Annotated in this window: 19 protein-coding genes; 13 read left to right on the forward strand and 6 right to left on the reverse strand. The window is 42.8% G+C overall.

The genetic code is table 11. The annotated features are described in order from the left end of the window. Nucleotides 1-27: 27 nt before the first annotated feature. The 5 genes from FGG15_RS15725 to FGG15_RS15745 form a co-directional block, all read right to left on the reverse strand. Complete coding sequence (locus tag FGG15_RS15725; protein WP_138837943.1) at nt 28-1,299, reverse strand: sigma-54 interaction domain-containing protein; 1,272 nt, start codon at nt 1,297-1,299, stop codon at nt 28-30. Nucleotides 1,300-1,372: 73 nt separating this feature from the next. Then, complete coding sequence (miaB, locus tag FGG15_RS15730) at nt 1,373-2,836, reverse strand: tRNA (N6-isopentenyl adenosine(37)-C2)-methylthiotransferase MiaB (RefSeq protein ID WP_138837945.1); 1,464 nt, start codon at nt 2,834-2,836, stop codon at nt 1,373-1,375. An 84-nt stretch (nt 2,837-2,920) separates the two neighbouring features. Further along, nucleotides 2,921-3,835 carry a hydroxypyruvate isomerase family protein gene (locus FGG15_RS15735; protein WP_138837947.1) on the reverse strand — a complete coding sequence of 305 codons (915 nt, stop codon included), beginning with the start codon at nt 3,833-3,835 and terminating at the stop codon, nt 2,921-2,923. Nucleotides 3,836-3,857: 22 nt separating this feature from the next. Beyond that, nucleotides 3,858-5,189 (reverse strand): Gfo/Idh/MocA family protein, encoded by a 1,332-nt coding sequence (locus tag FGG15_RS15740; protein WP_138837949.1) that lies wholly within the window; start codon nt 5,187-5,189, stop codon nt 3,858-3,860. Between the two features lie 4 nt (nt 5,190-5,193). Then, on the reverse strand, nt 5,194-6,171 hold the full coding sequence (locus FGG15_RS15745; RefSeq protein ID WP_202619564.1) for a formylglycine-generating enzyme family protein: 978 nt from the start codon (nt 6,169-6,171) through the stop codon (nt 5,194-5,196). 131 nt (nt 6,172-6,302) lie between these two features. On the opposite strand from FGG15_RS15745, the gene FGG15_RS15750 reads away from it, so the two are divergent. The 8 genes from FGG15_RS15750 (at nt 6,303) to FGG15_RS15785 (ending at nt 17,363) form a co-directional block, all read left to right on the forward strand. Continuing rightward, complete coding sequence (locus FGG15_RS15750; RefSeq protein WP_138837950.1) at nt 6,303-7,556, forward strand: LVIVD repeat-containing protein; 1,254 nt, start codon at nt 6,303-6,305, stop codon at nt 7,554-7,556. A 120-nt stretch (nt 7,557-7,676) separates the two neighbouring features. Beyond that, nucleotides 7,677-10,160 carry a type I DNA topoisomerase gene (topA, locus tag FGG15_RS15755; protein WP_138837952.1) on the forward strand — a complete coding sequence of 828 codons (2,484 nt, stop codon included), beginning with the start codon at nt 7,677-7,679 and terminating at the stop codon, nt 10,158-10,160. Next, complete coding sequence (locus FGG15_RS15760) at nt 10,161-11,318, forward strand: formimidoylglutamase (protein WP_138837954.1); 1,158 nt, start codon at nt 10,161-10,163, stop codon at nt 11,316-11,318. 120 nt (nt 11,319-11,438) lie between these two features. Beyond that, nucleotides 11,439-12,827, forward strand: coding sequence for a T9SS ring complex lipoprotein PorK/GldK (gene porK, locus FGG15_RS15765; RefSeq protein WP_138837956.1), 1,389 nt, complete (start codon nt 11,439-11,441; stop codon nt 12,825-12,827). A gap of 71 nt (nt 12,828-12,898) precedes the next feature. Beyond that, on the forward strand, nt 12,899-13,549 hold the full coding sequence (gene porL, locus FGG15_RS15770; protein ID WP_138837958.1) for a type IX secretion system motor protein PorL/GldL: 651 nt from the start codon (nt 12,899-12,901) through the stop codon (nt 13,547-13,549). A gap of 66 nt (nt 13,550-13,615) precedes the next feature. Continuing rightward, nucleotides 13,616-15,187, forward strand: coding sequence for a type IX secretion system motor protein PorM/GldM (porM, locus tag FGG15_RS15775; RefSeq protein ID WP_138837960.1), 1,572 nt, complete (start codon nt 13,616-13,618; stop codon nt 15,185-15,187). Nucleotides 15,188-15,205: 18 nt separating this feature from the next. Beyond that, complete coding sequence (porN, locus tag FGG15_RS15780) at nt 15,206-16,108, forward strand: type IX secretion system ring subunit PorN/GldN (protein WP_138837962.1); 903 nt, start codon at nt 15,206-15,208, stop codon at nt 16,106-16,108. A gap of 187 nt (nt 16,109-16,295) precedes the next feature. Further along, nucleotides 16,296-17,363 carry an NAD(P)/FAD-dependent oxidoreductase gene (locus FGG15_RS15785; protein WP_138837964.1) on the forward strand — a complete coding sequence of 356 codons (1,068 nt, stop codon included), beginning with the start codon at nt 16,296-16,298 and terminating at the stop codon, nt 17,361-17,363. A 162-nt stretch (nt 17,364-17,525) separates the two neighbouring features. On the opposite strand, the gene FGG15_RS15790 is transcribed toward FGG15_RS15785, so the two are convergent. After that, nucleotides 17,526-17,915 (reverse strand): DUF983 domain-containing protein, encoded by a 390-nt coding sequence (locus tag FGG15_RS15790; protein ID WP_138837966.1) that lies wholly within the window; start codon nt 17,913-17,915, stop codon nt 17,526-17,528. A 66-nt stretch (nt 17,916-17,981) separates the two neighbouring features. Between FGG15_RS15790 and FGG15_RS15795 the strand changes: the two genes are divergently transcribed. From FGG15_RS15795 to FGG15_RS15815, 5 genes are all read left to right on the forward strand, one after another. Further along, a complete protein-coding gene (locus tag FGG15_RS15795; RefSeq protein WP_138837968.1) occupies nt 17,982-19,892 on the forward strand; it encodes an ABC-F family ATP-binding cassette domain-containing protein in 1,911 nt (636 codons plus the stop codon). A 135-nt stretch (nt 19,893-20,027) separates the two neighbouring features. Continuing rightward, nucleotides 20,028-20,912, forward strand: coding sequence for a leucine-rich repeat domain-containing protein (locus FGG15_RS15800; RefSeq protein ID WP_138837970.1), 885 nt, complete (start codon nt 20,028-20,030; stop codon nt 20,910-20,912). Nucleotides 20,913-21,065: 153 nt separating this feature from the next. Then, nucleotides 21,066-22,202: an efflux RND transporter periplasmic adaptor subunit gene (locus tag FGG15_RS15805; protein WP_138837972.1), complete on the forward strand. Its 1,137-nt coding sequence runs from the start codon at nt 21,066-21,068 to the stop codon at nt 22,200-22,202. Further along, nucleotides 22,199-25,486 (forward strand): efflux RND transporter permease subunit, encoded by a 3,288-nt coding sequence (locus tag FGG15_RS15810; RefSeq protein ID WP_138837974.1) that lies wholly within the window; start codon nt 22,199-22,201, stop codon nt 25,484-25,486. The genes FGG15_RS15805 and FGG15_RS15810 overlap by 4 nt, the downstream gene beginning before the upstream one ends. Continuing rightward, entirely contained in the window at nt 25,483-26,808 is a 1,326-nt protein-coding gene (locus FGG15_RS15815; RefSeq protein ID WP_138837976.1) for a TolC family protein, read from the forward strand. Before FGG15_RS15810 ends, FGG15_RS15815 begins: the two co-directional genes overlap by 4 nt. The last annotated feature ends 25 nt before the right edge of the window (nt 26,809-26,833 follow it).

Genomic DNA, 26,833 nt, shown 5'->3' on the forward strand with positions numbered 1-26,833 from the left:
TTGTCCAATAATCGATTTGATCAAAAATTACAGATCGTATTGCTTGATTTTCCTATACAAGGTTCGTTCTGATATACCAAGCTCCGAAGCGGCTGCCTTTCTCTTGCCTCGGTTTCGCTCCAAGGATTTTTTGATCAATTCAATTTCCTTTTCCTGTAAAGATAGGGTTTCTTCCTCTTCAATTTCCTCGGCAAAATGATAGCGGTCCTCCTGCGGTTGTGATACTGTACTTGTTGTTTCAACAACAGGTTCCGGTAGATGCAAAACTTCTGTTACATTAGTTTCTTCCTGTGGAATATCCTCTTCCTTGTTCCCGTAAATTTTTTGGATCAAGGTTTCATTTTCTTCCTGTACTTTTTCAGTGTCGCTGTTCTTCAACAATTCCAAAGTGAGTTTTTTGAGATCGTTGAGGTCACCTTTCATATCAAACAGCACCTTGTACAAGATCTCCCTTTCGTTGCTGAAATCACTTTCCTTCTTTTGCTTTTCAATTACAGCAGGCAGGTTGGTATTACTGGAGTTGGGCAAGTAGGTGTGCAGCGTACCAGCTGAAATGGTGCGATTTTCCTCCAATACGGATACCTGCTCCGCAATATTCCTCAACTGCCTAATGTTTCCGGGCCAGCGATATTTCAACAATAACTGAATGGCTTGTTCCTCCAACCTAATGGTGGGCATTTTGTATTTCTGCCCAAAGTCCGAAGCAAATTTTCGAAACAGCAAATGAATATCTTCCCGTCGTTCACGTAGCGGAGGAATATGGATTTCCACCGTGCTCAATCGGTAATAAAGATCTTCCCGGAACTTTTCTTTTTTAATGGCCTCAAACATATTGATGTTGGTTGCGGCCACAATGCGCACATCTGTTTTCTGGACTTGGGAGGATCCCACTTTTAGGAATTCCCCATTTTCCAATACCCGAAGCAATCTAACCTGGGTGGTCAGAGGCAGTTCCCCAACCTCGTCAAGGAATATGGTTCCTCCATTGGCCACCTCAAAATATCCGCTACGGGTTTGGGTGGCACCGGTGAAGGCCCCTTTTTCGTGCCCAAAAAGTTCGCTATCAATGGTGCCTTCTGGGATGGCCCCGCAGTTTACCGCAATATATTTGGCATGCTTGCGATGCGACAGGGAATGTATGATCTTCGGAATGGCCTCCTTACCCACACCGCTTTCCCCGGTAACCAAGACCGAGATGTCGGTAGGGGCAACCTGGATGGCTTTTTCCAAGGCCCTATTTAGCTTTACATCATTACCAATGAGTTCAAAGCGTTGTTTTATGGATTGAATTGATTCCATGTTTTTTGGAGTCTGTATTCAAGAAGCAAGAAACAAGATGTGTCTTGGTTCCTGTCTCTTAAATCTTGAGATCTTAATTATTTTTACTTAAACCTTGTGCTTCCCCTATTAAGGTCGCTGAGGTACATTCGTTGATTTTGACATTGACAAACTCGCCCACTTGGTAATTTTCCTTCGGAAAAACAACCACTGTATTTTGGGAGTTTCTCCCCATCCAATGTGTGTCAGATTTTTTTGAAGATCCTTCTATCAAAACCTCCTCTACCTTGCCCACATGCTGTTGGGTTCTGTATAGGCTATGTTTTTGCTGCAGCGCTATGATCTCCGTTAACCTTCTCTTCTTGGTTGCTTCTGGAATATCATCTTCCAATTTTCTTTCAGCAAGAGTTCCCGGTCTTTCGGAATAGGCGAACATAAAACCGAAATCATACTTCACATATTCCATAAGACTAAGGGTGTCCTGATGGTCTTCCTCAGTCTCCGTGGGGAAACCAGTTATCATGTCCTGGCTTATGGCACAATCAGGAATGATCTTTCTGATATTGTCAATCAATTCAAAGTACTCTTCTCGGGTGTGCAAGCGGTTCATGGCCTTTAAAATGCGATCACTACCACTTTGAACCGGAAGGTGAATGTAATTGCAAATATTCTCATGCTTGGACATGGACTCAATGACATCCAATGTCATATCCTGAGGATTGGAAGTAGAGAAACGGATTCGCATTTTAGGTTGGGCAATGGCAACCATTTCCAACAGCTTTGCAAAGTTCACCGAAGTGGCCATTTGCATTTCGGAGGCCTTTTCAAAGTCCTTTTTCAAACCGCCACCATACCATAGGTAACTGTCCACATTTTGGCCCAGCAGGGTAATTTCCTTAAAGCCTCTTTCCCATAAATCATTCACCTCTTCCAAAATGGATTGTGGATCTCTGCTTCGCTCGCGTCCACGTGTGAAAGGAACCACGCAAAAAGTGCACATATTGTCGCATCCGCGGGTAATGGATACAAAGGCCGTCACACCATTGGAGTTCAATCGAACAGGAGCAACATCACCATAGGTTTCATCTTTGGAAAGAATAACGTTCACCGCGTTTCTTCCCTCATCAATTTCTTGGATTAGGTTGGGCAGGTCTTTGTAGGCATCCGGGCCAACCACCATATCCACAATTTTTTCCTCTTCCAGGAATTTGTTTTTCAAGCGTTCTGCCATACAGCCCAAAACCCCAACCTTCATACCTGGATTGGTTTTTTTGACCGCATTGAATTTTTCCAATCGTTTGCGGACGGTCTGTTCGGCTTTTTCCCTGATGGAACAGGTATTGACCAAGACCAAATCGGCCTCCGCTAAATCCTGGGTAGTATTGAATCCCTCCTTGGCCAAAATAGATGCTACGATCTCACTGTCCGAGAAATTCATTTGACAACCGTAGCTTTCTATATATAGCTTTCGGCTGTTTTTTTCGTCACTTTCCAAAGTAAGGGGACTTCCTTGTTGACTTTCGTCTATAACCTTCTCTAATTCTTCGTTCCTGATCATTTCGCTATAATGGGATGCAAAGATAATGCATAATCCAATTTAGTGACAATTTGGCAGTTGAATTATGAAGGGATTAACCAAATTTTAGAGAAAATCGTCCGAAGCCTTGTACGCATCTATGACTGCTTGCTCTCCTTTTGAGCCTTCAATGGAGTTGCCGTGCTCCATGCCCAAAATGTCCTTGTAACCTTTATCGTAAATGAACTTGAATACATTTTTATAGTTGATTTCCCCTGTGGTGGGCTCCTTTCGGCCGGGGTTGTCCCCAATTTGAAAGTATCCAATTTCATCCCAACATGCTTCAATGTTGGGGATTAAATTGCCTTCCTGTATTTGTTGGTGGTAGATATCGAACAAAATTTTGCACGAAGGGGAATCCACCGCCTTGCAAATTTCATAAGCCTGTGGACTTTCCGATAGAAAGAGACCTGGATGGTTTCTGAAGTTCAATGGCTCCAAAACCATAACAAGGCCATGCGGCTCCAAAATATCAGATGCCCTTTTTAAGGATTCCACCACATGGGCGGTTTGGTATCCCATGTTTTGTCTGAGGTCTACATGACCGGGAACCACGGTCATCCATTTGGCGTTTACACGTTTGGCCACTTCAACGGACTCTTTGATATGGGATAGGAATTCTTCCCGAAGGTCTTTATCACCACTGGCCAAATTGGGTTCTTTCCAGTAAATCTCATGGGCCACAAAAACGCCCATGTCCATGCCTCTTTTCGCCATGGTGCTGGCCATCTTCTCTTGTAGGGCAACCGTTCGCTTTTTCATGCCATTGTCCTCATAGGCTTTAAAGCCTTGGTCTGCCATGAAGTTAAGTTGGTCAATGGGATCATCGCCAGCTTTGTTTTTAAACATGCCCAAATGCGGTGCATATTTTAAATTGAACGTATGTCCCATGGGCTTGGCTTCTCCTCCAAATAAATTTGGGGAAACCCCCAGGGCAGCACCAGCCATGGCGGTGCTGTTTATAAAAGTTCTTCTTTTCATAATATATTCAGCTGATTTGGGATTAAACAAATTTGGTTACCCCAGGCATGGGAATTGGATATCTTCCATCGGCATCCGGTACCGTGGGTGGGTTGGAATCCCAAGTTGGGTTTTCAGGAATCAAACTCAAATCCGAATTCAAAGCCTGTTCCCAAGTAATGGTTTGGCCAGAATATGTTGCCATTCTACCCATAATTGCCGTTAAGGTGGATTTGGCACCGTTTTCCGCATCGGCAATTACTTCCTTGTTTCTGATGGAAGCAAAGAGTTTGTCATGTTCCACTTGATAGGGATTCGGGTCGCCCTCCTTTTTGGTATTTAATAGGGTATTTCCTTCTAAGTCCGAGATTACTCCGCTACCAGTCACGATTCCGCCTTTGGAACCTTGGAATACCTCATCCACTCTTGCAAAACATCCTTCTTGATGTCTGCACTGGCTCGAGATAACTGCTCCACTCGGATAGGTGAATTCCACGAAGTGATGATCATAAATTTCCCCATGGTCTTTGCCATTTCTGGTTTGCCTACCACCCATACCTTGGGCCGAGGCAGGATATTCTCCAATGAACCAATTGGCCACATCAATATTGTGAATGTGTTGCTCCAAAATATGGTCACCACATAGCCAATTAAAGTAATACCAATTGCGCATCTGGTATTCCATCTCGGTTTGTTCCGGCGTTCTTGGTCTTACCCAAACCCCACGACTGTTCCAGTACACCTGTCCCGATACAATTTGTCCAATGGCGCCATTTTGCACTTGTTCATAAAGTCGGTGGTATTTTTTTTGATAGTGGCGTTGCAAACCAACCACCACGTTCAGATTTTTCTCTTTTGCAATTTTGGCATTTTTCAATACCCTCCTAACCCCGGCAGGATCCGTTGCCACGGGTTTTTCCATAAATACATGTTTGTCTTGCGCAATGGCGTATTCAAAATGTAAGGGACGAAATCCTGGAGGGGTGGTCAGGATAACCACATCTGCCAAATCTATGGCTTTGGTGTAGGCATCAAAGCCCACAAAACGATTCTTCTCTTTTACATTGATCTTGCGTTCGCCATCAAAATGTTCGATGATGGCATTAAGGCTGTTTTCCAAACGATCTTGAAAAGCATCCGCCATCGCTACCAATTCTACGTCGGTGTCGGCCGTTAAGGCTTGAACCGCGGCACCGGTGCCACGTCCCCCACACCCAACCAGGGCGAGTTTCAATTTCTGGTTTCCTGCTACATAGCCCATGGCATTCATGGGTAGGGAGCTGGTCATTAACGCACCGGTTGCGAGTCCGGTGGTTTTGACGAACGATCGTCTGTTCAATTTTTCTGCTACGTTGTTTTTGCGATTTTGCGACATGGTTTTAGTTTGTATGTTTTTCCTTCCAATATACTTTTTGTTCTTCGGCACTAGGGGTTTTATAGGGCCTAACAATTCTAAATCCGATAAAAGGGGCATCGGTATGCCACCATTTACTTTTTGGGATTTGAGGGTCTCTTATTTTCCATTTCTTCTGGGAAACTTTTCGGGAAGCACTCCTTAATCGGTCTGCGGCATCTGCCCAGGAGCCTCCTTTTAATGTTCTCGGGTAGGTTTTGTCCGGTTTAACAAATGGATCTACGTTGGTCTTTTTTCTTCGCTTGGAATAGGTTTCAGGGTCATATTTATCCAAGGTCCATTCTGCTACGTTTCCGTGCATGTCGTACAGTCCCCAAGCATTGGGTTTTTTTTGACCTACTTGATGCGTTTTTCCATCGCTATTTTCTTTGGACCAGGCATATTCATCCAAGTTGGAAGCATTATTTCCAAAGGAGTAGGCACTTTGTGAGCCTGCCCTACAGGCATATTCCCATTCGGCTTCGGTGGGAAGTCGGTAGAAATTGCCAGTCATCGCAGATAGCCATTCACAAAATCTAGAGGCAGCCAGTTGGGTCATGCTCACCGCGGGATGCCCTTCAACCCCCATACCAAAATCCATCACAATATAGGGAACCGTAGCTCCAGAAACAGCATCAACTTCAATGGAAGCTTCACTGGCCAGATTTTTGGAATCCCTTTGGTTGTCAATAGACCTATACACGTAAAGATTGTATAAATCCCAGGTTATTTCGAATTCGGCCATCCAGAAAGACGCAACTTCCACGGAGTGCGTTGGTCCCTCATCGCTGGTTCTGCCTTTTTCGTTGGATGGACTTCCCATGGTAAAAGAACCTCCCTGAATAGGCACCATTTTAACTTGGACATCTGTTCCTGAAACGTTTTGACTGTAGGCTTTAAAAGGTTTTTGGGCCGTGCTACTTATTCCAATAAGTAATAAGGTTGATAAAAAAAGTGCTCTCAATTTGAAGAATTATGAATAAAAGTAGGGTTTTATACGCTATATATTTAAACTTTTTTGTGAAAATCCACGCAACGTTATTCCAGACTTCTTATCTATCAAATGCTATACAATCCAATAAACTTATACAAAAAATGGAAAAGAAAATTCTACTGGTTTTATCCTTAATTGCCATAAGCTTTGTATCCTGTGAATCCAATGATGACAGTGATTATGCAGAATACTTGGTTGCCAGACCTCTTGTTATCAGCAAGGCAGAACTAACCACTATTGACATCATAGCTCCAACTCCTATCAATGAATCGGGGAAAGTGTACACCTATCAAGATTACATCTTTATCAATGACAAGTACCAAGGGGTGCATGTAATTGACAATTCCAATCCGCTGCAACCTAGAAAAATTGCCTTTATCAAAATTCCCGGAAATGTGGATATTTCTGTTAAGGATGATTTCCTATATGCCGACAGTTTGACTGATCTAGTTGTATTGGATATATCTGACATTAATAATATAGCTCAAGTTAACCGACTTGAGAATATGCTATATAATAATGTATTTTGGCCCTTTGAAGCCGATATCATAGAAAATGAGGATTTTAATTGGGAAACTGAAGTGTTGATCGGTTGGGAAACTACCACGGAAAGAAGATTGATTGCTGAAGTGGAGGAACAAAGAAATACAGATGTAATATTTTTTGGTGATATAGCCTTGGCAGAGGCTTCAGATGCAGGAGGCGCTGGACAAGGAGGGTCGCTGGCGAGGTTTAAGATTGTGGAAGATTACCTCTACGCTGTGGACAGCCATAATATTAATGTATTCAACATTTCGGATTTGGATAACCCTGTAGACTTGGAGGATGTATATGCTGGATTCGATATTGAGACCATTTTCAATAGGGGCAACCATTTATTCTTGGGAAGTATGAGAGGAATGTATATTTATGATATCAGCTCTCCTGCAACCCCAACTTTTGTATCCGAGTTTCAACATGGTACTGCTTGTGATCCTGTTGTGGTGGATGGGGATTATGCCTATGTAACTTTGCGAGGAGGAAACAATTGTGGGGCTTTGGAAAGCGGACTCTTTATTGTGGATATCTCGGACATTGCCAATCCGGAGTTGACCGTGGATTACCCTATGGATGAACCCTATGGTTTAGGTATACGGGATGAAAAGTTGTTTGTGTGTGATGGAAGCTCTGGGCTTAAAGTCTATGATAAGACCGATGTGATGGAGTTGGAACAGTTAAATCATTTTAAAGATATTGTTACGTTTGATGTTATTCCTTTGGAAAGCCATTTGATCATGGTTGGTGATGAGGTGTTGTATCAATATGAATATCTGGAAGACGACATCAGGCTGATGAGCCAAATTGACTTGAAGTAATCAAATACAATAACCTTCTCAAATATCCCGTTTTAAGCGGGATATTTTTTTGCGCTTTATTTTGTCAAAAAGTCAAAATCGAAAAATTCATATACTTTTGTTACCTCTAAACCCCGTTGCATGCCTAAGAATTTAGTTATAGTTGAGTCACCTGCAAAGGCTAAGACCATTGAGCGTTTTTTGGGAAAGGACTATCAGGTAGAATCCAGTTTTGGTCATATTGTAGACCTACCTTCCAAAGAACTTGGTGTTGATGTGGACAATGGATTTAAACCCAAATACACGGTTGACAAGGAAAAGAAAACCTTGGTAAAAAAACTGAAAGATTTGGCTCAAAAAGCAGATACCATTTGGTTGGCCAGTGATGAGGACCGTGAAGGGGAAGCCATTTCATGGCATTTGGCCGAAGCCCTAAAATTGGATAAAAGCCGAATCAAACGGATTGTTTTCAACTCCATTACCAAATCCGCTATCCAGAAGGCAATAGAAAATCCTAGGGAAATCAATTATAATCTGGTGAACGCCCAACAAGCCCGAAGGGTCTTGGACAGGCTGGTGGGGTATGAACTATCTCCCGTGCTTTGGAAAAAAATAAAACCGGGATTGTCCGCGGGTCGGGTGCAGTCTGTTGCTGTACGATTGATCGTGGAACGAGAACGGGAAATTGAAGGTTTTACACCAGAAGCTTCCTATAGAATCCGTGCCGAGTTTAAAACCTCCAACGGAAATAATTTTGCGGCCAAACTTGGAAAAACCTTTCCGACCAAAGAAGCTGCTGAAAACTTTTTGCAACAAAATTTGGGCGCGAACTTTTCCGTGGCCAGTATGGACAAAAAGCCGGCCAAAAAGTCCCCGGCACCTCCTTTTACCACATCAACCTTGCAACAAGAAGCTTCGCGTAAGCTATACTTTTCAGTAAGCCGGACCATGCAAGTGGCGCAACGCTTATACGAGGCAGGTTTGATTACGTACATGAGAACCGATAGTGTAAACCTTTCCAACGAAGCCCTGAACGCGGCCAAGGACGCCATTGTTCAAAATTATGGGGAGTCCTACAGTAAGGTTAGGAACTATACAGGCAAATCCAAAGGTGCTCAAGAGGCTCACGAAGCCATTCGGCCAACAGATATGTCCAAACAAAATCCGTCCTTGGAAAGAGATCAAGCCAAATTGTACGAATTGATTTGGAAACGGACTTTGGCTTCACAGATGAGTGATGCCCAATTGGAACGCACCAACGTAAAGATCAAGTCCAATACCCATGGCGAGGAATTCGCTGCCAATGGGGAAGTGGTCAAGTTTGACGGATTCCTTAAAGTATATCTGGAAGGTATTGATGAGGAGGACAAGGTTGAGGAACAAGAAGGAATGCTGCCTGCCATGAGTGTGGGAGAAGCACTCCAAAATAATTTTATCACAGCGACCCAACGTTTCACCCGACCACCGTACAGATACACCGAAGCATCTTTGGTGAAAAAACTGGAAGAACTTGGAATTGGAAGACCATCCACTTATGCGCCTACCATTTCAACCATTCAAAATAGAGGGTATGTAGAGAAGGGAACCGTGGAAGGCACGGAAAGAAAATATACCCAGTTGTTATTGGAAGCTGGAAATATAGCTGAGAAATCCCTTTCTGAAATGATAGGTTCCGATAAGGGCAAATTGGTGCCCACGGATATTGGAATGATCGTGAACGATTTCTTGGTGAGTCATTTTACCACCATTTTGGATTATAATTTCACCGCCAAGGTGGAAGAGAACTTTGATGAAATTGCCGATGGGGAAGAAGATTGGCAAAAAATGATGCAGGAGTTCTACAAGGACTTTCATCCCAAGGTACTTGATGTAGAGGAAAATGCGGAACGTGCCAGCGGGGAACGGGTTTTGGGTACCGACCCAAAATCAGGAAGACAAGTGGCCGCTAGATTGGGACGCTTTGGCCCTATGGTTCAAATAGGCACTGTAGAAGAGGAAGAAAAACCCTTGTTCGCCAGTTTGTTGCCGGAACAATCCATTTCCACCATCACCTTTGAAGAGGCTATGGAACTTTTTCAGCTCCCAAGAAAATTGGGTCAGCATGAAGGTGAAGAAGTGGAGGCCAATGTAGGTCGATTTGGCCCTTATGTCCGTTTTGGCAAAAAGTTCATTTCCTTGGATAAGGGAGAAAGTGCCTTTGATGTGGATATGGATCGTGCCATTGAGTTGATCAAGGCCAAGCAAAAAGCCGATGCCCCCATCGCCCATTATGAAGATTTGGAAGTCACCAAGGGTGTTGGACGTTTTGGTCCTTTCATCAAATGGAATGGCATGTTCATCAATGTCAACAAAAAATACGATTTTGATAATTTGTCCCAAGCGGATATAGGAGAGCTTATTGAGGCCAAAAAAGTTAAGGAGGCCGAGAAATTGGTCCAGGAGTGGCCAGCTGAGAAAATCCGAATTGAAAAGGCCAGATGGGGAAGACATAATATTATCAAAGGCAGAATTAAGGTAGAATTGTCCAAGGATGTGGATGCTACCAAGATTTCGTTGGAAGAGGCACAGGCCCTTTTGGAAAAGAAAACACCTAAAAAGAAAACAAAGGCGAAAGCAAAAAAATAAATGGCATTCGATTTTTTGGTTCCGGTCAGTGATAAAGTACTGGCCTATTCAGAATTACTTCCGCCCCAGGCCCTGGGAAAAAGCATCCACAAGCACACAGAGAAGAAGGGCCTTCCCGTATTTGCCAATGCAACGGTAGCCATCTTTGCCGTCAATGAATCCCGAAATGCCTTCGAGAAAAAACCGGAGCGTTTGGACGTGGACGAAATTCGGATTCAGCTGTATCGTCTTATGACGGGGAACTGGAATTCCACAATTTTGGATATTGGCGATATTGAGGAAGGAGACACGGTTGAGGATACCTACTTTGTGGTAAAAGAGGTTGTGGCCGGTCTTTTGGAAGAGCAAATTATACCTATTATAATAGGGGCTACCCAAGATATCACATTTCCGACCTACAGGGCGTTTGATAAAATCAAGGAAATGGTTAACCTAGTGTCCATAGACAGCCGCTTTGATTTTGGAGAGGAAGAAGAGTTGATATCTTCCCACTCCTACATGACCCGAATCATCACAGACAAACCGAACAATCTTTTCAATTTTTCCAATATAGGTTACCAAAGCTATTTTAATGCCCAGGAGGAAATTGATTTGATGGAGCGACTTTTCTTTGATGCCTATCGCTTGGGAGATATTGCGGCCAACATTTCATTGGCGGAACCCATTTTGAGGAGTTCCCATATTGTTAGTCTGGATCTACGGGCTATTCGCGCTAGCGAAATGGGTTTGTACAAGAACTTTTCCCCCAACGGATTTACAGGAAGGGAGATTTGTGCCATAGCGCGATATGCAGGAATAAGCGATAAGGTTTCCTTGTTTGGAATATATGAAGGGGAGAATTCCTTACAGGCTTTCCAAATGATTGCGCAAATTATTTGGTACTTCATTGAAGGAATCAGTTTTAGGATAACGGAGTTTCCAAGTTCCAAAAGTGAGGACTTTACCAAATTCACTGTACCTACGGATACCGAAGAACTGATCTTCTATAAAAGCCATGTAACAGAGCGTTGGTGGGTTGAGGTGCCATCAATTTTACCCGAACATACTAAAACAAATTCGGCGGCGTTATTACCATGCACCGAGGAGGACTATTTGGATGCTTGCAACCAGAAGATTCCCGAAAGGTGGTTCAAAGCTTACAGAAAGGGCTTTAACTGAACAAATTAAATTTTGACCATTAACTGTTTTTACACAATAATTTATTCAAAAATCAGTTTTGAGAATAAGAAATTTGTGTAGCACAGTTTAAAAAACTAAATCGAAAATTTAACCTAAAGTATGAGAAAGCTATTCTTTTCATCTATAGCACTTGCTTTTTTACTCGCTAGTTGCGGTTCAAATTCAAAGTCAAAAGGTGAACTCGTTGGAGCCCAAGGAAAAAAATGGTATCCAGAGAAACCCTATGGGATGGAACTAATTCCCCGTGGCTCCTACGTAATGGGTAAGGCTGAGGAAGATCAGGCTAAAGTATTGAATGCTCCTACTAGAACAGTGACCGTACGTTCCTTTTATATGGACGATACGGAAATTACCAATAGTGAGTATCGACAGTTTGTGGAGTGGGTGAAGGATTCCATTACTAGAACCAAATTGGCCATCTTGGCCGATGAGTTGGGCATTGGCCCAGAAGATGAAGGGATTGGGGAATATGCCTTCAAGGACACCGACACTTCCAGAATTTCAGTTTATGATAAATATATGCTCGACAATTATGCAGGTCTCGGCGAGACAGGTTATGAGGGTAGGGCTTTGAACAAGGATGTGGACTTGGTTTGGGACACCTCGGAATACCCAGATGAGTACTACGCCGAAGTTATGGATTCCATTTATTTGCCGGAAGAGGAAAGTTATAATGGATTGCGTTCCATAGATGTTACTCAATTGAAGTACAAATACAGTTGGATGGACATTGAAGCTGCCGCTAGAGCCAAAAAAGGAAGAAGAAAAGACTTTATTAAGCATGAAGAACTTGAGATTTATCCAGACACTACCGTATGGATCAAGGATTTCGAGTATTCCTATAATGAACCCATGCACAATGATTACTTTTGGCATGATGCATACAGTGATTACCCTGTTGTAGGTGTAAACTGGATGCAGGCCAAAGCATTCTGTAATTGGAGAACCAAGTTCAAGAACGATGATCAGAAATCACGTGGTAAACAATTTGTAAACCAGTTTAGGTTACCTACTGAAGCCGAATGGGAGTATGCTGCCCGTGGTGGAATTGAAGGAGGAACCTATCCTTGGGGTGGTCCGTATGTGATCAGCGACACAGGTTGTTTTATGGCCAACTTTAAGCCACAACGTGGGGATTATGCAGCCGATGCTGCCCTGTACACTGTGGAGGCAAAGTCTTATGAGCCAAATGATTACAACCTATATAACATGGCCGGTAACGTAGCGGAGTGGACAAGCTCCAGCTTTGACCAAGGGGCCTATGAATATTTGTCCACCATGAACCCAAATATCGGTTCTGGACAAAACCAAAGAAAAGTGATTCGTGGAGGATCTTGGAAAGACGTTGCTTATTTCTTGCAAGTAAGTACACGGGATTACGAATACCAGGATTCCGCACGTAGCTATATCGGATTTAGAACCGTTCAGGATTATATGGGCGAGGAAGATTCCACCAACGGTAGAAACGGGTTACCTTCTGCCAGATAAATTAAGAAAGAGAACATTATATAAACCAGTAACCAAATACTTATTTATATAACTTAATTAAAACTAGAATTATGGCACAGTCAAAATCAACAAAAAAGCTGTTTAACATGGCCTACGGCCTTGGGGCATCGGTAGTAATTATTGGTGCACTATTTAAAATCCTTCACTGGGAATTTGGACCACTGAACGGGGGGTTACTTCTTGCTATCGGACTAATTACTGAGGCATTGATCTTTGCTATCTCTGCGTTTGAACCAGTAGATGACGAGTACGATTGGTCTTTGGTATACCCAGAATTGGCCAACGGTCAGACCAAAGGAAACAAGAATGACGCTAAGCAAGCTAAAGAAGCTGAGGGTCTTCTTTCCAGAAAATTGGATGATCTATTAAAAGAAGCCAATATCGATTCTGAGTTGTTCAACAGCTTGGGTGAGAGTATCAAGAATTTTGAGGGAGCTGCCAAAAACATCGCTCCTACAACAGATGCGATCCAACACACTAAGAAGTACTCTGAAGAGTTGTCACATGCTGCCGCTCAAATGGAGTCTTTGAATAGCTTGTACAAAGTACAATTGGAAAGCGCTAGCCGTCAAGCTTCCATCAATGAGGAAGTAGTACAGAATGCCGGAGCTCTTAAAGAGCAAATGGAATCTTTGGCTACCAACCTTTCTTCCTTGAACGGAGTTTATGGAGGTATGCTTTCTGCCATGAGCAAAAACTAATTAGGGTTTAATTGATATACCAAACCCCAGATCAAATTAATTAATAATTCTAATTAGATAAAAAACATGGCATCAGGAAAACAGACACCACGTCAGAAGATGATCAACCTTATGTACTTGATCTTCATCGCGATGTTGGCATTAAATATGAGCAAGGAAGTTCTTGCCGCATTCGGATTGATGAATGCCAAGCTAGAGACTTCTAACGAAAAAGCCGAAGCAAACAATTTGGCCTATTTTGAAGGTCTTGGGACTAAGGCATCTGAAGATGCGATCAAATATGGTCCATTGTATGAAAAGGCGCAGACCGTTCAACAACTTTCCAATGAGTACTACGAGTACTTGGAGGAGTTGAAAAAGGGTATGTTGGCCGATCAGGAAGATCCCAACAACTATGTTGTAATGGATAAGTCTGACTATTTGGACAATCTATTCTTTAAAGGCGATAACTTAAAGCCGGATGGTCAAGAGTTCTTGTCAAAACTGAATAATTATAGAACCAAGATTTCTGCTGCACTTCCAGAAAACATGGGAGAGATTAAAGGAGCTGTTCAAACCCGTTTTGAAACTGGTGATCAGAATGGCAAGGTTGAGAGACAAAGAGATGGAGTCAAAGTAGATTGGATGAACTACCACTTTGAGGGTTATCCTTTGGTAGCTTCCTTGACCAAGATCACACAGTTGCAGGCAGATATCATGTCTACAGAGCAAGAAGTATTGAAAGGACTTTTGGAAGGTAACTTGACGGAAGCCGTTTCCTTGAAGAATTTCGCTACATCCTTGTCCGCTTCCAAAACTGCTTTTTACACAGGTGAGAAGTACGATGGTAAAATTATCATCAGTAAGACCGATAACTCTTCTAAGCCAGTTAGGGCTGAGTTGAAGTTGGATGGTAGAAACCTTGCTGCCGAGAAGGATTATATCTTGGAAGAAGGTGGTATCAAGTTGTTGATCAGTGCCGGTGCTGCCGGTGACCACACAATTTCCGGAACAATGTTCTTTATGCAGGATGGTGAGGAAATCCCAGTGGAAGTGAATAACTCTTTTGCTACCATTACCAAACCTAATGCTGCGGTTATTTCTGCAGACAAGATGAACGTTGTATACCGTGGTGTGTCCAACCCAATGACCATCTCCATTCCTGGTATTCCAGATAACAAAGTACGCGCCAATGCTCCTGGGTTGACCAGAAGAAGTGGTAGCAACTATGTAATGAATCCAGGTACGGGTAGAACAGTTACCATTACTGCTTCAGGTACATTGCCAGATGGAAAAGGTATTTCCACAAGATCTGAGTTTAGGATCAAGGATATCCCAAGACCTGGTGGTACCGTACGAGGAGAAGCTGGTAGCGTTAAAATGCCAAGAAGAAACCTTGAGATTTCTACAGTTGGCGCTATGTTGGAAGACTTTGATTTTGACTTGAACCTAGCCGTAAGCGGATTTAAGTTCAAGGTGCCAGGTCAGCCAACCATCAACGTAAACGGAAATAAATTGGATGGAAGAGCCAAGTCTGCCTTAAAGCGTGCCAAGAGAGGCGAGGCGGTTCAGATATTCGATATTAAAGCTTATATCACAAACAACAGAACATACAAGTTGAAGAAAGTATCTCCTGTTGTGGTTGAGCTTACAAACTAATAAAGTATAGAAGTAATCATGAATTGGAAAAATGCATTAATCATTGGAGCATTGGCTTTGGCGCCCGTATCCATGTTGGGCCAGGCAAACATTTTGAATGCCAAGTTGCCACAGGATATAGGCATAAAGACCGAGGCCCAAAAAGAACAGGACAATGACGCCCCACTTGCCTACGGATACGTAGACGATCGGGATATCCTTTGGTCCAAGACCGTATGGGAGACCATTGACCTGGACGAGCGTGTTAACTTTCCATTGTACTACCCAACCGATACCATTGGTATTGGTGCGGACAGAAGGTCTTTGTACCATGTTTTGATGAAGAACATCAGAAATGGGAAACTGACCGAGGTGTACACCGATTCGTATTTCACTGAAAAACGAACTTTAGGAGACTTAAGCGCTACGTTAAGAAAGGTGGATACTACTGACCTTGGATACGAGCAATTGAACGCTGGAGAGCAGATTTCTGCGGAGTTTATCAACCAAAGGGATTTGAGCGCAGCTGATATTGAAGAGTATCGCATAAAAGGAATGTGGTATTTTGACAAGCGTCAAGGTGAGTTGAAGTACAGACTATTGGGAATTGCCCCCGTAGCTCCGGACGTAAACTTTATTGACGATGAGTCTGTAGATCCAGGCGAAAACAAAGTAGAACTTTTCTGGATATGGTATCCTGCCGCCCGTCAGGTGCTGCATGAGGCCAAGGTCTATAACCAGCGTAACTCCGCACGACCCATTTCTTTTGATATGCTGTTGAATGCAAGACGTTTCAACGGAATAATCTATAAGGAGGACAATGTCCACGGGGATCGTGAAATAGACGATTACGTATTTGACAATGCACTGTTCCAATTGTTGGAGGCCAAACGAATCAAGGAGGTCATCCGCGATAGGGAACAGGATATGTGGGCGTATTAAATGAGTCTCGACCTTTGAGCCAATGAGCGAAAAAGGTTGCTAGACGAATTAATCCCGAATTTATTCGGGATAAGCCCAAAAATAAATTTCCAATTCTATACAGTAAAACGCCGCACGAAAGTGCGGCGTTTTTTATTTGCTGTTTATTCATCTTTTGAATGAATAACCGGATGCCTACTTTTGCAGTATGTACGATTATTTGATTGTGGGACTGGGATTGGCCGGAATCTCCTTTTGCGAAACCCTTGAAAAAGAGGGAAAGACATATCATGTCATTTCAGATAACTCCCAACAATCCTCTTTGGTGGCGGGGGGCATGTACAACCCGGTTATTCTAAAGCGTTTTACTCTGGCCTGGAAGGCCAAGGAACAACTGGACCTTGCCATGCCATTTTATATGGATTTGGAACAGAAATTGGGTGTTCGGTTAGATCATAAATTGCGAGTACTTCGCAAGTTTGCATCCATTGAAGAGCAGAACCTTTGGTTTGAGGCGGCGGACAAGCCAGGCTTGGAAGATTTTATGTCCACCAAGATTCAAGAAAACAAAAACCCTTCCTTGGATGCTCCATACGGTTTTGGCGAAGTGCTGCACACGGGACGTATTGATACTGCGGTGCTGCTGTCGTCATACACGAAATATTTGGAGAGAAATGGCGCCCTCCAACTTTCGACTTTCGACTTTGCCCATTTTAACGCCACCTCGGAACATATTTCCTATAAAACTATCAAGGCCAAGCAAATTGTCTTTTGCGAGGGCTACGGGCTTAAAAACAACCCATTTTTCCAGTATTTGCCCTTAAATGGAACCAAAGGAGAGCTTTTGAGTATCAAAGCGGCGGATTATATAGAGAAAAATGTGATTAAATCTGGGGTGTTCACCATTCCAATGGGGGAAGATTTGTATCGGGTTGGAGCTACCTATAAATGGAAAGACAAGACCAATACTCCAACCAAAGAGGCCAAATCGGAACTCTTGGAAAAATTAAAGACTTTCCTCAAGTGCGATTTTGAAATTGTGGATCATGTTGCAGGAATTAGACCCACGGTTGTGGATAGACGACCTCTGGTGGGGCAACATCCCGAACATAAAAACCTTTATGTATTGAATGGTTTTGGTTCCCGAGGAGTAATGATTGCTCCTTATGCTTCTGGGCAACTCTTCAACTTTATTGAAAAAGGAATCCATCTGGATTCAGAAATCAATATTGACAGATTCACCAAAAAGTATTTTCCAAAAAAGACATTAGAGTAAAAACATGCAATTATTCCTTCTTGTCCAAAAGTTGTCCAAGAAGGGATTTATCGCATCCGTGGAAATTGGTGCAACCTGCCTGCCGGCAAGGCAGGTTCGTGTCAATTAATTGGCAAAACAATAATATGGCCAATTAAAAAGTGTCAGCAAAGCCCACTTGGCCTATTCCAACTGACCGTTTACTTCTGGTTCGTACTTAAAAAAGAAATTGATCCAGATGTTTCGGGACAATCTTATGATTACAGGTAAAAACACGATCAGGGTCAAAACTATCGAAATAAAAGTGTTGACCAAGGAAGCTCCCAAAATCAAAAAAGCAATGACAAACGCGGCGGTGCCAAAGGCAATGCCCACTGCATAACTCACATACATGGAGCCATAGAAAAATGAGGGCTCAATTTTGTACTTGGTTCCACAGTGCGAACAGCGTTCATGCATTTTGAACAGTTGGGAAATGGCATAGGGATTAGAGCTCTCATACATGCTCTCCTCATGGCATTTGGGGCAACTTCCTGTTAAAATACTGTAGAGTTTGTTTCCTTTTTTTAACATTTGCAGCGATTTTGATGCAAAAGTACGGATTAACCCACTTTTGTTCTGTAATTCTGGTCACATAAAATGCTTAATATTCACAATCTTTCTGTTGCCTTTGGGGGCGAATATCTTTTTGAGGAAATCGCCTTTCGATTGAATGGGGGAGACCGTGTGGGACTCATCGGGAAAAATGGGGCAGGGAAGTCTACTTTGCTCAAGTTGCTTTCCAAGGAAATGGCTCCGGATACAGGAACCATAGCCACCGAAAAGGACCTTAAGATTGGTTTTTTAAAACAGGACATTGATTTTGAACAGGGCCGTACGGTGCTGGAAGAATCCTATCAGGCATTTGCCGAAATCAAAGGGTTGGAACTACAGTTGGAAAAAATCAATCAAGAGTTGGCCGAGCGTACCGATTATGAGAGTGAAGGCTACAACCAATTGATGGTGGATTTGACCGATGTGACACACCGCTATGAAATCTTGGGGGGATATAACTATCAAGGGGATACCGAAAAAGTACTGATTGGACTGGGGTTTAAACGGGAGGATTTCGACAAGATCACCGATACCTTTTCCGGGGGATGGCGCATGCGGATTGAGCTGGCCAAACTCCTGCTTCAAAACAATGATGTGCTGCTTTTGGATGAGCCTACCAACCATTTAGATATTGAATCCATTATTTGGTTGGAGCAGTTTTTAAAAAATTACGCTGGTGCTGTCGTCATCGTTTCCCATGACAAGATGTTCTTGGACAATGTGACCAATAGAACCATTGAGATTTCATTGGGGAGGATATACGATTACAGCAAACCGTACACCAAGTTTCTGGAGCTTAGAAAGGAAATGAAGGAGCAGCAGTTGAATGCCCAAAAAAATCAGGAAAAGCAAATCCAACAGACCGAAAAGCTCATTGAAAAGTTTCGTGCCAAGGCCACCAAGGCTTCCATGGCACAATCGCTGATCAAAAAGTTGGACAAGCTGGAACGCATAGAAGTGGATGAAGAGGACAATAGCGTCATGAACGTTCGGTTTCCGGTTTCAGTAACCCCGGGAAAAGTGGTGGCTGAATTGGAAGATCTGTCTAAAAGCTATGGTGACAATCATGTGTTGACAGGAATTGATCTTTTGGTGGAGCGTGGTAGTAAAACCGCTTTCGTGGGTCAGAATGGGCAGGGTAAGACCACTTTGGCCAAGATCATGGTGGGCGAACTGGATCACGGCGGAAGCATACGAATAGGACATAATGTCCAAATCGGATATTTTGCCCAAAACCAAGCGGAATATCTAGATGGCAACAAGACCATTTTGGACACCATGATTGATGAAGCCAATGAGAGCAACCGAAGTAAAGTTCGGGATATTTTAGGCTCGTTTCTTTTTCGTGGTGATGAGGTGGAAAAGTATGTAAAGGTGCTTTCCGGTGGAGAAAGGAACCGTTTGGCACTGGCCAAAATGTTGCTGCAACCTTTCAATGTATTGGTCATGGATGAACCTACCAACCACTTGGATATTAAATCCAAAAATGTACTCAAGCAAGCCTTGCAAAACTTTGAGGGAACTTTGGTACTGGTTTCCCATGATCGGGATTTCCTTCAGGGCTTAACGGACCGGGTTTACGAGTTTAAAGAAGGCTGTATCAAGGAGTATTTGGGAGATATTGATTTTTATCTGGAGCAACGCAAGGCTGAGGATTTTAGAAAAATTGAAAAGGGCGAGCAAAAGACCCAGGTCAAAATTGAAAAACCGAAGGAGAATGACTATCAAGCCCAAAAGAGGATAAAATCGCTCAAAAACAAATTAAGTGGGGTGGAAAAGAAGATTTCGCAATTGGAAAAGGAAATTGCAGAGATTGATCACAGCCTGCTCATGGATTACGATGTAACCATTGCCAAGCCTGACTTTTTTGATGGTTATCAAGGCAAAAAGAAAGAACTGGAGACCCTAATGCAAGACTGGGAAAGTCTTTCTCATGAGCTGGAATCCTTGGATTAAGGGCTAAGGAGCATTCTACACCACATTTTTCTCCCTGTTTACAACATTTTTCCGTGCTTACACCTATTTAATTTGTAGAGTTGCTGTCTCAATGCGTAATTTGTAGGTAAATTCTTATAAACTGAATTGTAACTCATGAAAAGACTAACCGTTTTTTGCTTTTTGGTACTAGCTTCAACACTAGCATGGGCCAATGAAGAGGTTTCTGCCAAAGAAAAAGCTGTTTTGTTGGATCTTTACCATAGCACCAAGGGATCGGATTGGAAGGTTTCGTGGAATCTTGACGAACCGGTTGCCCAATGGAAAGGGGTAAAGGTCAAGGATAATCATGTTGTGGGAATTAATCTTTTCATGAACAATTTGGATGGAATTCTTCCAGAGAGTATAGGAAAGCTTAAGTATCTTACGCATCTCAATTTGGCATTCAACAGCATTACCGGGGTTTTACCGAAGGATATTGTAAAGCTGAAAAGCCTAAAGGTATTGCGACTGGAAATGAATAGGATAAAAGGTGCATTGCCCATGGGAATTGGACAGCTTCAGGAGTTGGAGGTATTTTCCATGTTCAACAATTTTTTGAGTGGTTCCATTCCACCAACCTTTGGAGAACTCAAAAATCTACGGGAGTTAAACCTATCCAGTAACAATTTGAAAGGCATTATCCCAAACACTATCGGAAATCTTACGAAACTGGAAGCTTTGGGTCTCTTTGAAAACAGTTTGGAGGGAACCATTCCAGAAGAAATGGGAAATCTTGGGGAATTAAAGGAATTGGTACTGGCCAACAATCAATTGGGAGGAGAGATACCTTCAGAATTTGGACAGTTGGCGAGCTTAAAAATATTACAGTTGCAGAACAATAGGTTTAATTCCTACAAAGGGCTGCAAGAGATGGATACAAGACAATTTTTGGTATTTGATACCGATGAAAAAAGCTTGAATCCCAAGTTCAACGAAATACAGCTGCAACGTACACGGATGGCTGATACAAAATTTGAAGATGTTGACGATAATGAGTAGTTAGTTATACTTTAGTTTGTTTGGTTTGGGGATACAGGCGTGTATCCCCTTTTTTGTGTCCTTTTTACAAAGAACAGTTCACATTTATGAAATATTTAACCAAGCAAGTATGCATTAGCCAATAGTTTTGCAAAGACTAATCGGTACCAACACATGCGCAAGCTCATTTTCTCGGTCATTGCAGGTGGCCTCATTATTTTTCTGTCCATTTTTTTTGCTAGAATGATTGCAGGAAGCAAGAAGGATAAAAGACCACAACCCCAAAGGGTGGTTAAAACGGTTTTTGTGGATACGGTCAAAAATGCCACAGTTCCCATTGTAGTTCCAGCTAATGGAAACTTAAGGGCCAAAAGACGCGTAGAACTTTTTTCGGAGGTTCAAGGAGTTTTTAGGTCTGGGAGTAAATTGTTTCGCACTGGGCAGGAATACGGCTCTGGCCAGACTTTGATTCGAATAGATGCCAACGAATACTACGCATCGGTACAGTCTGCCAAAAGCAATTTATACAACTTGCTTACTTCCATCATGCCGGATTTAAGGCTGGATTACCCTACCATATATCCCAAATGGCAGGCCTATCTCAACGGCTTTGATTTAGATAAAACCACACCCAAATTACCGGAAATGACCAGTGAAAAGGAAAAATTCTTCATCTCGGGCCGCGGAGTGATATCCAACTATTATAATGTAAAGAACTTGGAACAACGCTTGTCCAAATATACCATTTCAGCTCCCTTTAAGGGGGTGCTTACAGATGCTTTGGTCACCGAAGGAACTTTAATCAGGGTAGGACAAAAGTTGGGCGAATTTATAAATACCGGTGTTTACGAGCTTGAAGTTTCCGTTAGCAAAACCTATGGTGATTATTTAACCGTGGGCAAGCAAGTGGAGCTTTTCAATCTGGAGAAAACTGAAAAATTTATGGGAAAAGTAACCCGGGTGAACGGCCGTGTGGATCAAAACTCCCAAACCATTACCGTTTATATTGAAGTCAGTGGAGATAAACTTAAGGAAGGGCAATATTTGGAAGCCAGCCTGGAGGCCAAAGAGGAACCCAATGCCATTGAAGTGGACCGTTCCTTGCTATTGGAAAACAACCAGATTTTTGTGGTTCGTGATTCCATCTTGGATGTCATCGACGTAAATCCCGTTTACTTCACGGATAAAAAGGTGGTGCTCAAAGATGTTCCCAACGATGAAGTAATTGTTTCCAAAGCAGTTTCCGGAGCATACACCGGGATGGTGGTAAAAGTATTCGATGCTGCTAAATCCAAAAGGACTAAGTCGTGAGAAAGGTCATATCCTATTTTATCAAGTACCACGTTGCGGTCAATGTGATTATCATTGCCTTTTTCATTTTTGGGATAGTAGGGGCATTTTCCCTAAAATCTTCCTTTTTCCCCTTGGTGGAATCCCAGAATGTGTTGATCAATATCACCTATCCTGGGGCTTCCCCATTGGAAGTGGAAGAAGGGATTGTATTAAAGATTGAGGACAACCTTAAGGGACTTCAAGGGGTTGAACGAGTAACCTCCACCTCCAGGGAAAATAGCGGGAGCATCAATGTAGAGATTGAAAAAGGGAGGGATATAGATTTTATGCTTCTTGAGGTGAAAAATGCCGTGGATAGGGTACCCACTTTCCCCACAGGGATGGAGCCTTTAGTAGTTTCCAAGCTTGAGGCGGTACGACCTACCATCAGCTTTGCGGTCAGCGGAAATGACATTCCCTTGGCTACCTTAAAGCAAATTGGAAGACAGATAGAAAATGACCTTCGGGCCATTGATGGGATTTCCCAGATTCAAATTTCAGGATATCCCCAAGAAGAAATTGAAATTGCGGTCAATGAAAATAGCCTACTGGCCTATAATCTGTCCTTTAGCGAGGTGGCACAGGCAGTTTCAAGTGCCAATATTCTGGTGACGGGGGGGAATATCAAAACCGATGCGGAGGAATATCTGATTAGGGCCAACAATCGTTCCTATTATGGTGATGAACTTTCCAACGTAGTGGTAAGGGCCGATGCGTCTGGAAGGGTCATTCGCTTAAAGGATGTGGCCATCATTAGAGATCGCTTCTCTGAAACTCCCAATGCGTCCTTCCTCAACAATGAACTGTCGGTTAATATTACCGTGACCAGCACCAATACAGAAGATTTGATTGACTCTGCTGAGAATGTGAAAGAGTACATTGCGGATTTCAATAATAAATACTCCAACGCTCAGTTGGAAGTAATCAGCGATCAATCCAAGACCTTGACTCAGCGTACTGATCTCCTTACGGAAAATGCCGTGATTGGGATGATTCTGGTGCTCCTCTTTTTATCCCTCTTCCTCAATACAAGATTGGCCTTTTGGGTAGCTTTTGGCCTTCCTATTGCATTTCTGGGGATGTTTGTTTTTGCCCCCATGCTCAATGTAACCATCAATGTACTTTCCTTATTTGGGATGATCATCGTAATTGGGATTTTGGTGGATGACGGAATTGTGATTGCTGAAAACATTTATCAGCATTACGAAAAAGGGAAAAGCCCCATAAAGGCAGCAATTGATGGAACTATGGAGGTAATACCTCCCATTTTATCGGCCATCATAACCACTATCCTGGCCTTTTCCATTTTCCTGTTTTTGGACGGAAGAATTGGGGATTTCTTTAGTGAAGTATCCGTAATCGTGATCCTTACCTTGGTAGTGTCTTTGGTGGAAGCCTTGATTATTTTACCCGCGCACTTGGCTCATTCCAAAGCTTTACGGCCCAAGAGTCAGGATCCACAATCCAGCATAGGCCGAATTTTTGCCAAGCTACGTGTCATCAATAAACTGGGCGATCAGGCCATGGCCTGGATGCGGGACAAATGGTATAGCCCCACCCTTCGGTTTGCCTTGCGGTACAAGTTTTTGACCTTTTCCTTTTTCTTTTTGGCATTGGCCTTGACTTTTGGCTCCATTGGTGGAGGAATTATTAGAACTTCTTTCTTTCCGCAAATTGCCAGTGATAGGGTTGCTGTGGAGCTTCAAATGCCTAATGGGACCAACGAAAAAGTAACGGACTCCATCATTAGCATGATTCAGGAGAAGGCGGAGATTGTTAACCAGCAGCTGACGGAGGAATATCTACTGGGAACGGATAAAGTGTTGTTTGAAAATATGCTCAAGACCCTTGGGCCAGGTTCTTCCACGGCTACTTTGATTATCAATCTTTTACCCGGGGAAGAGCGTCCGGATGAGATTGTTTCTACTATGGTTTCCGGGAAGCTGAGAGAACTGGTTGGTCCAGTGATCGGTGTGGAAAGTTTGATTTACGGTTCTGGTGGAAATTTTGGTGGAGATCCAGTTTCCGTTTCTCTTTTGGGAAATAATATTGGAGAACTCAAAGCGGCCAAACAGGAACTGAAGACCGCCATGTTAAATAACGCCCTGTTGAAGGATGTTGCGGATAATGACCCTGCCGGGATAAAAGAAATCCGAATAGAACTAAAGGAAAATGCCTATTTATTGGGCTTGGATCTTAGGAGTGTTATGAACCAAGTGAGGGCTGGATTTTTTGGTTCCCAAGCGCAGCGTTTTCAGCGCGGGCAAGATGAGATACGTGTTTGGGTTCGCTACGATCGTAGTAACCGTTCCTCCATCACGGATTTGGATGACATGCGTATTGTATCTCCAACCGGGGAACGTATTCCACTTAAGGAAATAGCTTCTTATTCTATTGAGCGGGGTGATGTGGCCATCAACCACTTGGATGGTCAACGGGAAATCCAAATTTCATCCGACTTAACCAATGATAAGGTATATACCGGAACAGATGCCATGGCTTGGATTCGAAATGATATAATGCCGGATATTCTGTCCAGATATCCCTCCATCACACCTTCGTATGAGGGTCAGAATAGGGAAGCGAACAAATTCAGCAACTCGCTACGTTTTGTAGGTCTTACCGTGCTTTTTCTCATTTTTGTGACCATAGCCTTTACCTTTAGGAGTTTTAGTCAACCTTTATTGCTGATATTAATGGTACCATTTAGTTTAACAGCGGTGGGATGGGGACATTGGTTGCACAATTTCCCTATTAACATCTTGTCGCTTTTGGGAATCATTGCACTGATTGGCATTATGGTCAATGATGGATTGGTACTTATTGGAAAGTTCAACAATAATTTACGGGACGGCTTAAAGTTTGATGAGGCTATCTATGAAGCGGGCCGATCTAGGTTCCGGGCCATTTTCTTGACTTCTATTACCACCATAGCTGGTTTGGCACCCCTTCTTTTGGAAAAAAGCCGACAGGCCCAATTCTTAAAACCCATGGCACTTTCCATTGCATACGGTATTGGATTTGCCACGGTTCTTACCCTTTTGATGCTGCCCATTTTTCTTTCTTTTGGCAACTATGTCAAAGTATTTGTGAAACAGATGTGGACTGGTGAAAAGGCAACTAGGGAAGAAGTGGAACGGTCCATCCGGGAACGTAACGAGGAAGAACATATGATGCACGAGGGGTTATATAGTCAGAATGGAAGTTCTACGCATATAAAGAAGGAAGAAGCTCCAAAAGTTTTAGAAGGCACTACAGAATGAAACGTATATTTTATACCCTACCCGTATTTTTTTTCGCATTCGCAAATTGGGCTTTGGCACAAGAACCACTGTTGTCCAAAGAGGAAGCAATTGACTTGACACTGCAAAACAATTTGGGAATCCAAGTGGCAAGAAATACCCAAAGAATTGATGATAACAATGCCAACATTTTAAATTCTGGATATTTGCCCTCAGTGACTGCCAATGGAGGAGGAACCATTGATAGACAAAACACAGAGGGGACCTTGGGCAATGGAGAAACACGAACAGCCGATGGTGTGGAAACCAGGAGATATAATGCTTCGGTAAACGTCAACTATACCTTGTTTGATGGCTTGGGCCGTCATTATAACTATAAGAGTTTCAAGGAACGCTCCCAACAATCCGAACTGGAAGTACAGCAGACCATAGAAACTACCATTTTGCAGTTGTTCACGGTCTATTATGAAGTAGCGCGATTGACCGAGAACACGCAAAACCTTGAAAGCGCCTTGGGAATTTCAAAGGATAGACTAAGCAGGGCAGAATACCAATTTGAATATGGTCAGAATACAGGCCTGGACGTATTAAATGCCGAAGTAGACATTAATACCGATAGCATCAACCTGCTGAATTCCAGACAGCAGTTACGGAACACTATGCGCGACCTTAATCTTATTTTAAATAGGGAGTTGGCCACCACTTTTGCAGCGGACACAATGGTGAATTTTGTTTCCGGTCTTGAAATGGAAAACATGCACAATGAAGCAAAAGACAATAACGTTCGGCTACAGATTGCAGAAAAGCAGTTGAACATCAATAATTACAACCTTAAATCCGCCAAAAGTGTTTATTTACCAACCATTGGTTTAACAGGAACCTACGGGTGGAACGAATCCAACAACAACAGCCCTTTGGCCTTTGTTGTGCAAAACACGGCAACTGGGGTCACTGGAGGGATCAACCTTACTTGGAATTTGTTTGATGGGGGGAGAAGTATCACCAACATAAAAAACACCAAAATCAACTACGAGACGCAAGAGCTGTTGCAAAAACAAATAGCTTTGGAAGTGGAACGCGATATTCGCAATGCTTGGGATAGCTACACCAATGCGCTTTATGTTTTGGAGGTTCAGGAAAAGAACCTACAGACCAATCAAGATAATTTTAACCGAACAGATGAACGCTACAAGTTAGGTCAGGTAACGTCCATTGAATTCAGACAGGCGCAATTGAACCTTTTAAATGCGGAATTGGCCCAAAGTCAGGCCAAATACAGTGCAAAATTGGCTGAACTGCAGATGTTGCAGATCAGTGGGCAATTGCTCAATGTCGAATTCTGATTAAACCACCATCGCAATTTAACTT

The organism is Flagellimonas algicola, from assembly GCF_005937185.1.
Classification (GTDB): Bacteria; Bacteroidota; Bacteroidia; order Flavobacteriales; family Flavobacteriaceae; genus Flagellimonas; species Flagellimonas algicola.